Annotated in this window: 10 protein-coding genes; 3 read left to right on the forward strand and 7 right to left on the reverse strand. The window is 63.2% G+C overall.

Features of this window, described 5'->3' with window-relative positions; translation table 11 throughout:
* Nucleotides 1-81: 81 nt before the first annotated feature.
* Nucleotides 82-822 (reverse strand): phosphatase PAP2 family protein, encoded by a 741-nt coding sequence (locus KFO72_RS20520; protein ID WP_060605044.1) that lies wholly within the window; start codon nucleotides 820-822, stop codon nucleotides 82-84.
* 336 nt (nucleotides 823-1158) lie between these two features.
* Here KFO72_RS20520 and KFO72_RS20525 point away from each other — a divergent pair, with 336 nt between their 5' ends.
* Together KFO72_RS20525 and KFO72_RS20530 are read left to right on the forward strand one after the other, a co-directional pair.
* Nucleotides 1159-2352 (forward strand): PHB depolymerase family esterase, encoded by a 1194-nt coding sequence (locus tag KFO72_RS20525; protein WP_225032884.1) that lies wholly within the window; start codon nucleotides 1159-1161, stop codon nucleotides 2350-2352.
* A 106-nt stretch (nucleotides 2353-2458) separates the two neighbouring features.
* Nucleotides 2459-2635 carry a DUF3563 family protein gene (locus tag KFO72_RS20530; RefSeq protein WP_082433988.1) on the forward strand — a complete coding sequence of 59 codons (177 nt, stop codon included), beginning with the start codon at nucleotides 2459-2461 and terminating at the stop codon, nucleotides 2633-2635.
* Between the two features lie 51 nt (nucleotides 2636-2686).
* Here the strand turns inward: KFO72_RS20530 and KFO72_RS20535 are convergent, their stop codons facing one another.
* The 6 genes from KFO72_RS20535 to KFO72_RS20560 all read right to left on the reverse strand — a co-directional run bounded on the left by KFO72_RS20535 (nucleotide 2687) and on the right by KFO72_RS20560 (nucleotide 7961).
* Nucleotides 2687-4201, reverse strand: coding sequence for a cryptochrome/photolyase family protein (locus KFO72_RS20535; RefSeq protein ID WP_225032885.1), 1515 nt, complete (start codon nucleotides 4199-4201; stop codon nucleotides 2687-2689).
* Between the two features lie 188 nt (nucleotides 4202-4389).
* The gene (locus KFO72_RS20540; protein ID WP_225032886.1) at nucleotides 4390-4809 is read right to left on the reverse strand and encodes an organic hydroperoxide resistance protein; all 420 of its coding nucleotides are present in this window, start codon (nucleotides 4807-4809) and stop codon (nucleotides 4390-4392) included.
* Nucleotides 4810-4963: 154 nt separating this feature from the next.
* Nucleotides 4964-5419, reverse strand: a complete 456-nt coding sequence (locus tag KFO72_RS20545) for a MarR family winged helix-turn-helix transcriptional regulator (RefSeq protein ID WP_054933483.1) — start codon at nucleotides 5417-5419, stop codon at nucleotides 4964-4966.
* Between the two features lie 157 nt (nucleotides 5420-5576).
* On the reverse strand, nucleotides 5577-6392 hold the full coding sequence (locus KFO72_RS20550; protein WP_035999453.1) for a BPSS1780 family membrane protein: 816 nt from the start codon (nucleotides 6390-6392) through the stop codon (nucleotides 5577-5579).
* 20 nt (nucleotides 6393-6412) lie between these two features.
* Nucleotides 6413-7384 carry a homoserine kinase gene (locus KFO72_RS20555; RefSeq protein ID WP_054933484.1) on the reverse strand — a complete coding sequence of 324 codons (972 nt, stop codon included), beginning with the start codon at nucleotides 7382-7384 and terminating at the stop codon, nucleotides 6413-6415.
* 169 nt (nucleotides 7385-7553) lie between these two features.
* Nucleotides 7554-7961, reverse strand: coding sequence for a hypothetical protein (locus KFO72_RS20560; protein ID WP_035999458.1), 408 nt, complete (start codon nucleotides 7959-7961; stop codon nucleotides 7554-7556).
* 220 nt (nucleotides 7962-8181) lie between these two features.
* Here KFO72_RS20560 and KFO72_RS20565 point away from each other — a divergent pair, with 220 nt between their 5' ends.
* Nucleotides 8182-9708 carry an AMP nucleosidase gene (locus KFO72_RS20565; RefSeq protein ID WP_054933485.1) on the forward strand — a complete coding sequence of 509 codons (1527 nt, stop codon included), beginning with the start codon at nucleotides 8182-8184 and terminating at the stop codon, nucleotides 9706-9708.
* The last annotated feature ends 123 nt before the right edge of the window (nucleotides 9709-9831 follow it).

Below are 9831 nucleotides of genomic sequence, written 5' to 3' on the forward strand. Positions count from 1 at the left end.
AAACGCCATCGTAATATATGTGGGGTTATAGCGGTCGGCATATTGAACATGTGGCGCGCAAGATAGCCGGTTTCGTGCGATTTATGCGTCGGAATCAGGCAAAGGCATAGCGACGTTGCGTGTTTTTTGCAACGGCGCGAGGGGTGCGACGGGCGCCGCGGGAGCGGTTGGCGCAGCGGGCGCGTAAGCGTCGCGCAACGCTTTCCAGCGGGCGCGGACGAACGGCCGGTCATGGCCGGAAATTTTCAGCGCGATATGCGTGACCCAGCGCTGGGTCGGCAGATGCACGGCGTGCAGAGCGAGTGTGATGATCGTCAGGCTCAACACCACGGGCACGACGGGCAGGCGCCCCGGCGGCGTGGCGTTCCACGCGATGCGGACGAACACGAGCGCCGTCAGCGCGCCGACGATGCAGCCCGTGATCGCCTCCGAAGGCGAATGGGCCTCGACGACGACGCGCGAAAACCCGACCAGCGCGCCGCCGAACAGCGCGAGCGCCACGCCCACGACGCGCACGGCGGGCGGCGCTGGCAGCAGAACGAGCAAGACGGCAACGGGGAACACGGCGGTGGCGAACATCGCGTGCCCGCTCAGGCCGGTGAAGTCCCATACTTGCACGCCGACCCCCCAGCCGAGGAACGCGATCTTCGTCGCCGTAACCAGCGCGATGGCGACGCCGAGCAGAAACAGCCACGCGGCCGCGAGCCGCCACGAATAACCGACGGTGAGCCACAGCGCGATGGCGAAGGCGAGCGGCAAGGTCAGACCGGCGCCGCCGAAATTGGTAACCAGAAGCCAGAATTGTGGTGACAGGTGAAGCATGGACAATCCTTAACGACATGTACGGGGCGCGAACCTGCCAACGGCCAAAGGCTTCCAGGCAGCCGGCGATGGTGCCCGATCGAGAAGGACATTCCCCGCTCGCGCGCATTCTATAAGTATAGAGGCACCCGTTACGCGACAGATGGAAGGAAAAGCGCGAAAACTGCCAGATGTTAGGACAATTCCGAAATTGTCTTGGTCGAAGGTCGGCGCGACGCGCATTTTCCCAAATCGGCCTCGGCCAGTGTCAGCATCGCATGGAGATTGATGTTATTGTGCATTGCACAAGTCTGCCGCAAGGCAGGGAGCATGAGTCCCTATTAGCGAGAAAATCCTATGCCGAAAAGCTTGACCAAAATCTGGCTAGGCGGCCTGAAACGTCTGTTTGCGATCCAGACGGAGCACGCACGCGCGACTACCAAGCGCAAGCCAAAACGGTCGTCAACCCGGACCGCCACGCGACCGGCCACGCCTGGCGTCGCGAAACCGTCGTCGAAGGTCCGCCAGACTGCCACGCGCGAGGTGCCGCAGCGCGGCGCGCGCGAATCCCGCGTACGGCCACGCGCCGCTGCCTGGGCGAGCGGTTCGTGGACGCGCTCGTTCCACTCCGCGCCCGCCGCGCCCGGCAGCCTGGTCAACCATTTGCAGTACGGGCTGTATCTGCCCGCCGGCAAGCCTCTCAAGCACGCGCCGCTCCTCGTGATGCTGCACGGCTGCACGCAGTCCATCGACGAATTCGCCGAAGGCACGCGCATGAACCTGCTCGCCGACCGCTACGGCTTCGCCGTCGTGTACCCGGAGCAGTCGAAGCATGCCCATGCGCATCGCTGCTGGCATTGGTACGACGATACCGACCGCGCGGGCCGCGCGGAGGCGCGTGCCGTGGTGTCGCTGGTCGAGGCGCTGGTGGAAGCGCATGGGCTCGACCGCGAGCGGGTGTATGTCGCCGGAATATCGGCGGGCGCGGGGCTGACGTCGTTGCTGGCGCTGCACTTTCCCGAGCATTTCGCCGCCGTCGGGCTGCATTCGGGGCCCGCATTCGGCGATGCGCATTCCGGCATCGCCGCGATGGACGTGATGCGGCGCGGCACGCGGCAGGACCCCGTTGCGCTCGTCGACGCCGTCGCGGACGTGACGACGTATCCGGGCATGCCCGCGATCATCCTGCAGGGTGAAGCCGACCGCGTCGTCGCGCCTGTCAACGCCGAGCAACTGACCGAGCAGTTTTTGCGGCTGAACGGCATCGTCGATGCGCGGGGCGTGCGCAAGGTCGGCGACATCAAGGAAGACCGCAAGGCGACCGTCACGACGCGCGATTACACGCGTGGCGGGCGGCGCGTCGTGCGCCTGTGCCGCGTGCAGGGCCTCGGCCACGCGTGGAGCGGCGGTGACGATGCCGTGCCGTTCCATTCATCGAAAGGTCCGGATGCGTCCAGTCTGTTGTGGGACTTTTTCCGGCATCAGCGTCGTACCGAGTCGACGCGGTCCGCCAGAAGTACCGCCGACAGCCCCCGGCAGCGCGCGAGTTGACAAATTGCCACACTTCGAATTTGGTGCTGGTGCAATCCTAGGGTTTTCCCTATAATAGGGGTTATCCCTAGGTGTCAGCCACCTAACGCCAAATTCGAGGTTCACCATGTATCTGATCAGCCGCCTTTTCCTGTTCCTGACCAAGTCCTACGACGTGCGTGTCAAAGAGCAAAACGACGCGTATCTGGCCGAAGCCACGGATCTGTACGACCTCGAGTTCCGCATGCGCAAGATCGACCGCGAAGCGCAACTGCGTCATCCGTCGTGGATGAGCCAGCACTAAGCAGCGGCAAGCACGGGCCGGCATGCGAGCCGGCCGTGCCATGAAAAGCGCTCAACGCGAGCGCAGCACGCCATAGCGCGCCAGTGTTTGCTCGCGCGCTTTTGCATGATCGACGACAGGCTGCGGATAGTCTTTCCCCAGCACCACGCCCCAGTCCTTCAGATCATCGGGATTCGCCTGCCATGGCGCGTGAATCCACTTCGCGGGCACGTTCTCCAGTTCAGGCAAGAAGCGCTTGATAAAGAGCCCTTGCGGATCGAACTTCTCCGATTGCGTCACCGGGTTGAAAATCCGGAACCACGGCTGCGCGTCGCAGCCCGTCGACGCCGCCCATTGCCAGCCGCCATTGTTCGCAGAGAAGTCGAAGTCGTTGAGCTTCTCCTCGAAGTAGCGCTCGCCACGTCGCCAGTCGATACCCAGATCCTTTGCCAGAAAACTCGCCGTCACCATCCGTAGCCGGTTGTGCATGAAGCCCGTCCGGTTCAGTTGCAGCATCGCGGCGTCGACGAGCGGATAGCCTGTGCGCCCTTCGCACCAGGCCGCGAATAGCGTGTCGGCGTGCCTGCCCGTTTCCCAGCGCAGCGTGTCGAATTCCGGCTTGAACGACGCGCGCTTCGCGATATGCGGATGATGCGCGAGGATCATGAAGTAGAAGTCCCGCCAGATCAGTTCCGATAGCCATGTGGCGGCGCCCTGGCCGTCGGGTTGCAGCGACATCCCGTGCGCGAGCCGCGCGAGCGTGCGGATCGAAACCGTACCGAAGCGCAGGTGCACCGACAGATGGCTCGTCCCGCGCGCGGCGGGAAAGTCGCGCCGGTCGGCGTAGCTGTCGATGCGGGTCCGAAAATCTTCAAGCAGCGTTTGCGCGCCGCTCATGCCCGACAGCAGCTCCGTTTCCGCCAGCTTGCCGGGCGCGAAGCCCATTTGGGCGAGCGTCGGCCATGCGTGATCGAGCTTGCGCGGCGGCCGCGCAAGACTCTGTGCGTACCGTTCGACGGGATAGGGCTTCAGATCGAACGGCGTCAACTTCTTGAGCCACGCGTTCTTGTACGGCGTGAACACTGCGAAGGGCTTGCCTTGTCCGTTGAGCAGTTCGTCGCGCTCGAAAATCACCTGGTCCTTGAACGTCAGCAACTGACGTCCGTCATCGCGCAGCTTTTCTGCGACGCTTTCATCGCGCTCGATCGCGACGGGCTCGTAGTCGTGATTGGTGAAAACGGCTTCGGCTTCGAGTTGCGCGGCGAGCCTGGGAATCTCTTGATGCGGATCGCCATGCACCACGATCAGTCCGCCGCCGCCTTGCTTCAGCGACTTCTCCAGCTCTTCCAGTGAAGCAAGAATGAATTCGATCCGCCGGTCCTGCACCTTGCCCTTGCGGTCATCGTGTTGATGCGCCCAATCGATCAATGGCTGAAGAATGGTCGTATCGAATACGAACACACACCAGACCCGCTCGCAATGCTTGAGCGCGTAATACAGCGCCGCGTTGTCGCCCGTGCGCAAGTCGCGGCGAAACCATACGAGTCCGTTCTGAAAGTGTGCGTCGAGCTGATAGGCGCGGGTCATGATCGATTGAGTTGTTGCGCGTCGGCGGATGCGGACGTCGGGCCGAAAAAGCCACCGCCGATGATAGTGTCCGCCTGCCGCAAACCCAATGTCCGTGGGATCGAAAATCGACGCAAAAATGAAGCAGCGCCCGCCCTTCGCACGAAAGGCGGGCGCTGCTTGCGAAGCGACGATCAATCCAGATCGACTCAGACCACGTTCACGCGCACATCGACATTACCGCGCGTCGCGTTCGAATACGGGCAAACCTGATGCGCCGCGTTCACCAACTCTTGCGCTGCCGCTGCGTCGAGGCCCGGCAGCGAGACGCGCAGTTCGATATCCAGCGCGAAACCGCCCTTGTCGTTCGGACCGACGCCGACGTCGGCCGTCACAGTCGTTTCTGCCGGCAAGGCCTGCTTGCGCTGGCCAGCGACGAATTTCATCGCGCTCAGGAAACACGCCGAGTAGCCGGCAGCGAACAGTTGTTCCGGGTTTGTGCCTTGTGCGCCGTTGCCGCCGAGTTCGCGCGGTGCCGCCAGCTTCACGTCGAGCGCGTTATCCGACGAAACTGCGCGGCCATCGCGACCGCCATTGCTCGTTGCCGTTGCCTTGTACAGTACGTTCATGTTGACGCTCCTTGATCGGGTCCAATGATTGGGTCAGTGCTTGCCAGTGTTTCGCGTCATCGCTATCGAACTGGCATGGACAAAATATATCGCGCAAATCATTAGCGTGCAAACTAAATTGCCTATCGATGCGATAGGCACGCGTGCACGCGAGTCAGTAGCGTTCGAGATAGTCGTTCAGCGTGCCGCGCAACTGCTGCAGATCGCTGCGCAGTCGCATCAGGAATTCGGGCGTTTGCTGGGTCGCGCAGAAGATTTCTCCCGGCACTTCGCGCGCGCTGCGCTTGAGCGCGACGCCAGACCTGGTCAGCCGGATGAAGACGAGCCGTTCATCTTCAGTGCCGCGCACGCGCTCGATAAACCCTTGCGATTCGAGCCGCTTCAGCAGCGGCGTGACCGTCGCCGAATCGAGGTTCAGGCGCGCGGCGATGTCTTTCACGGTAACGTCGTCGCTTTCCCAGAGGATCAGCATGGTCAGATACTGCGGATACGTGAGGCCGAGCCGGTCGAGAATCGGCTTGTAGGCTTTCGTCATCGCGAGGGAGGTCGAATAGAGCGCGAAGCAGAGTTGCTCGTCGAGCGTAACGGGAAAGGCGGTGCGCTGGGTCATGGACGTCCCCTGAAGCGAAGCGTGCAAATGGATTGCGTGCAAAGCATTGTGCCGCAAAAACGCGGCGCGAGGCGCCGCTGCTTCACACGCGGGCGCGGAAAATCCACGCCGCATGCGCAGCGCGGACCCGGAAAGCGGACCCGTAACGGGGAGTCGTTCAGGAAGACGACGAAGAGGAGGGGGCGGGCGGCAACGGCTGGCCGGGCGATTGCACGCCGAAGCAGCCGCGATACGTCGCGTAGAACGAGCAGTAGAGCATCGTTGTGACGATGATCGACGCGGGCATCAGGATCACCAGCGCGAGTTCGCCCGCGCCTAGCGCCTGCAGCAGCGCGGACAGTCCGAACGACACGGTGGTCGCGACCGCGAACCACAGCGCGCCATACACGATGAACGCGCCGCGATTGCGCCAGCAGCTGACGATGCTGAAGAACATCGCCTTGATGGTTGGCACATCGTGCCACGCGGCGAGCACGGGCGCGAACCAGAACAGCATCGCGACGGGCACGTAGAACGCAAGCGCCGTCAGCACGGCGAGCGGTATGTCGCTATTGGCGACGGCTTCCGGCTGCATTGATTCGCCGCTGATCATCAGATGCAGCAACATGCCGCCGTCCGCGAGCGCGGAACCCATCAGCACGATCGCCATCGCGATGATGTACAGCACGCCGAGCAGCAGCAGGCGCTTCGACACCTGGCCGCCATACGAGCGGAACCCGTCGACAAGAATAGTGGGCAGCACAGGCTTGCCCGCGATGGTGTCGCGACACGCCGCCATGAAGCCGACGGCGACGCCTGGAATCAGCATGAGCGGCAGCACGCCGCCGATGATGGGAATCAGCGAGATCGCCGTCATCGCGAGCAGGTACGCGAAGAACAGCGTCAGAAATGCGAGCGGGTTCCTGCGAAACAGCCAGATGCCTTGCCGGAACCACACATAGCCGGTTTTCGCCGGAACTTCGATGAGTTGCATGAGGTATGGATGCCCAGGGTCTAGAGTGCGGCGCCCGCGAGGCGCTCGCGCAGGATGCGCTCGAAATGACCCGGATCGTGCGGCTTGAGCAGTTCGGCGGCGCGCGGCATATGGAAATCATACAGGCGCGAGACCCAGAAACGGTACGCGCCCGCGCGCAACATGTCGCCCCAGTGCCGGTTTTCGGCCGGAGTGAACGGGCGCACGGTCTGATACGAGCGCAGCAGCGCGTCGACGCGTGCGTCGTCGAGCTTGCCGGTCGCGAGGTCGACGCACCAGTCGTTGACGGTCACGGCGACGTCGAAGAGCCACTTGTCGCAGCCGGCGAAATAAAAGTCGAAGAAGCCGCCGAGCTCCACGTCATGATGCGTGCCGGGCGCCGCATGCGCGAACAGCACATTGTCGCGGAACAGATCGCAATGGCACGGGCCTTCGGGCAGCGACGCATAGTCCGCCGACGCGAAGAAGGCCTGTTGATGCGCGAGTTCTTCCGTGATGAGCGCCCGCTGTGCGTCCGTCAAGAACGGCACGACGCCAGGCACCGTCTCCTGCCACCACGGCAGGCTGCGCAGATTGGGCTGATGATGCGCGAAGTCGCGGCCCGCCAGGTGCAGACGCGCGAGCATCTGCCCCACTTCGACGCAGTGTGCGACGCCGGGCGTGAGTTCCGGCGCGCCGTCGAGCTTCGTGACGATGGTTGCGGGCTTGCCGTTGAGCATGCCGAACAGCGCGCCGTCGTCGCGCGGCATCGGGTCCGGCACGGGCACGCGGTGCGACGCCAGATGGCGCATCAGATCGAGATAGAACGGCAGTTGCTGCGCCGTGAGCTTTTCGAAGATGGTGAGGACGTACTCGCCGCGGGTGGTCGTCAGAAAGAAATTGCTGTTCTCGATACCGGATGTAATGCCGCGAAACTCGACGACATCGCCGAGATCGTAGTGGCGCATCCAGTCTGCGAGTTGGGCTTCGGTGACAGCGGTGAATACGGCCATGCGTGGGGCGTCGGATCAGGTTGGTCGGCTGGCGTTGAGCCAGTGCGAGGTTGGGGAAAGCGGGCTGAAAGCGTTGTTGCGATTCGCGCCGGGCTGATTTGGGCCGGCGGATCGGCTTGAAGCAAGCCGGCGCGCACGCCAAAAAGCAGCGCGCCGGCTCTCGGGGCAATCAGTAATGCAGGTTCACGGACGGCAGGCGCGCGGGCGGCTTGCCGGATTCGTACACGCGCGGCGACGTGTCGGTCGGCGCGCTCATCTGGTAGCGCGTGCCGAAGTTCGAGCGCACGTCGATTTCGACGGGCTTGCCCTTGTCGCGGTACTCGGTGATTTCGGTACCGTTGCCGCTGCGTTCGTGGAAGCTCGGCGTGCGCGGCTGGTTGATCTCGACTTTCGAGCTGACTTCGGCCGCGGGGCGGTTGATCGCTCTCAGATCCGGCAGGCCGGCCCGTTCGTTGGCGGCGGCTTGGGCGTCTGCGGCTGCCTGCGCCTCTTGCGCGGACGGGGCAGGCTGGGCAGCCATCGCGACGCCGCTGACGGCGAGCATCAGCGCAACGGCGACGGGGAAGAGCGGCTTCATGGTGTTTCTCCGATTAGGTGGCCCAATTCTAGCAAATCCACTGCTGCCCACGGGCATGAACAACGGGCGATAGCCTTATTTTGCGCGCTTCCCGCGCGAGCTGCAGAAAGGGCCGCCCTGCGTGCGCGGCAACACGCTAACCCGCGATGCGCGGGCGCGGGCACATCGAAAAGCGGTGGGTTCCGTGGTAATGTCATTGCATCAATCGAGGCGAACGAAGATGAACTACGAGACCAATCAACGCGCGGTGCATATGCCCGCAAACGCGTTCCCGACCGAGGCCTTCGGCGATGCAGCCGACGCCGTCACGCGCCTCTCCGCCATCTATGAAGCGAACACGTCGTTCCTGCGCGATGCGTTCGCGCGCTATCGCCGCAACGAACCATTCGACCGGCGCGTGCGCGCGTGCTATCCGTTCGTGCGCGTGCGCACGGAGACCAACACGCATGTCGACTCGCGCCGCTCGTATGGCTTCGTCGCGGGTCCCGGCGTGTTCGAAACGACGGTGACGCGGCCCGATCTGTTCGGCAATTACTATCGCGAGCAATTGCGGCTGCTGGTGAAGAACCATCATGTTTCGGTCGAAGTGGGCGTGTCCGACCAGCCTATTCCCATCCACTTCGCGTTCGCCGAAGGCATTCACCTCGAGGGCGATCTGGACCGCGAGCGCCTGCTCGCGATGCGCGACGTGTTCGATTCGCCTGACCTCGCGCTGCTCGACGATCGCATCGTCAACGGCACGTACGAGCCGCTGCCCGGCGAGCCGCATCCGCTCGCGCTCTTCACGGCGGCGCGGGTCGATTTTTCGCTGCACCGGCTCAAGCACTACACGGCGACTTCACCGACGCATTGCCAGAACTACGTGCTGTACACGAACTATCAGTTCTATATCGACGAGTTCGTGAAGCTCGGCCGCACGATGATGGCGAAGACCGACGACGCCGATCTGCGGGCGTACCGCAGCGAGTACACGTCGTTTGTCGAACCGGGCGACGTGGTCACGTACAACGCGAATCTCGGCGAGCAGGAAGACGAGGGCCATGCGCCGCCGCGCCTGCCGCAGATGCCTGCTTATCACCTGAAGCGCGCGGACGGCAGTGGCATCACGATGATCAATATCGGTGTCGGGCCGTCGAACGCGAAGACGATTACCGATCACATCGCGGTGCTGCGTCCGCATGCGTGGATCATGCTCGGGCACTGCGCGGGGCTACGCAATACGCAGCGGCTTGGCGACTATGTGCTTGCGCACGGTTATGTGCGGGAGGATCACGTGTTGGACGACGATCTGCCGCTGTGGGTGCCGATTCCGGCGTTGGCCGAAGTGCAGGTCGCGCTCGAACGGGCGGTGGCGCAGGTCACGCAGCTGGACGGCGCCGAACTCAAGCGCGTGATGCGTACGGGCACGGTGGCGAGCGTCGATAACCGGAACTGGGAATTGCGGGATCATCGGGAGCCGGTGTTGCGGCTTTCGCAAAGCCGGGCTATTGCGCTCGATATGGAAAGTGCGACTATCGCCGCGAATGGGTTTCGGTTTCGGGTGCCTTACGGCACGTTGCTGTGTGTTTCGGATAAGCCCTTGCATGGGGAGCTGAAGCTGCCTGGTATGGCTGATCAGTTCTATCGCGCGCAGGTTGATCAGCATTTGCAGATCGGGGTGAAGGCGATGGAGATTCTGCGCACTAATGGGCTGCATAAGCTGCATAGCCGGAAGTTGCGGAGTTTTGCGGAAGTGGCGTTTCAGTAGCGTTTTTTTTGTCTGCGACGCTTTGGTTTGGTTTGCTTGTTTTACTGTTGGCATCCGCGATTCGTTATCTCGCTTCAAGCGTCGCCCCTGTGCGGGGCGGCACCTACTTTTCTTTGCCGCCGC

The sequence above is a fragment of the Paraburkholderia sp. XV genome (assembly GCF_020177535.1).
Taxonomy (GTDB): Bacteria; Pseudomonadota; Gammaproteobacteria; order Burkholderiales; family Burkholderiaceae; genus Paraburkholderia; species Paraburkholderia caribensis.

Excerpts from the sequence above, each read along its gene's own strand:
- KFO72_RS20530 (WP_082433988.1), top strand. The coding sequence starts at position 2,459 with ATGTATCTGATCAGCCGCCTTTTCCTGTTCCTGACCAAGTCCTACGAC.
- KFO72_RS20520 (WP_060605044.1), bottom strand. The coding sequence starts at position 822 with ATGCTTCACCTGTCACCACAATTCTGGCTTCTGGTTACCAATTTCGGC.
- KFO72_RS20545 (WP_054933483.1), bottom strand. The coding sequence starts at position 5,419 with ATGACCCAGCGCACCGCCTTTCCCGTTACGCTCGACGAGCAACTCTGC.
- KFO72_RS20560 (WP_035999458.1), bottom strand. The coding sequence starts at position 7,961 with ATGAAGCCGCTCTTCCCCGTCGCCGTTGCGCTGATGCTCGCCGTCAGC.
- KFO72_RS20550 (WP_035999453.1), bottom strand. The coding sequence starts at position 6,392 with ATGCAACTCATCGAAGTTCCGGCGAAAACCGGCTATGTGTGGTTCCGG.
- KFO72_RS20540 (WP_225032886.1), bottom strand. The coding sequence starts at position 4,809 with ATGAACGTACTGTACAAGGCAACGGCAACGAGCAATGGCGGTCGCGAT.
- KFO72_RS20555 (WP_054933484.1), bottom strand. The coding sequence starts at position 7,384 with ATGGCCGTATTCACCGCTGTCACCGAAGCCCAACTCGCAGACTGGATG.
- KFO72_RS20525 (WP_225032884.1), top strand. The coding sequence starts at position 1,159 with ATGCCGAAAAGCTTGACCAAAATCTGGCTAGGCGGCCTGAAACGTCTG.
- KFO72_RS20565 (WP_054933485.1), top strand. The coding sequence starts at position 8,182 with ATGAACTACGAGACCAATCAACGCGCGGTGCATATGCCCGCAAACGCG.
- KFO72_RS20535 (WP_225032885.1), bottom strand. The coding sequence starts at position 4,201 with ATGACCCGCGCCTATCAGCTCGACGCACACTTTCAGAACGGACTCGTA.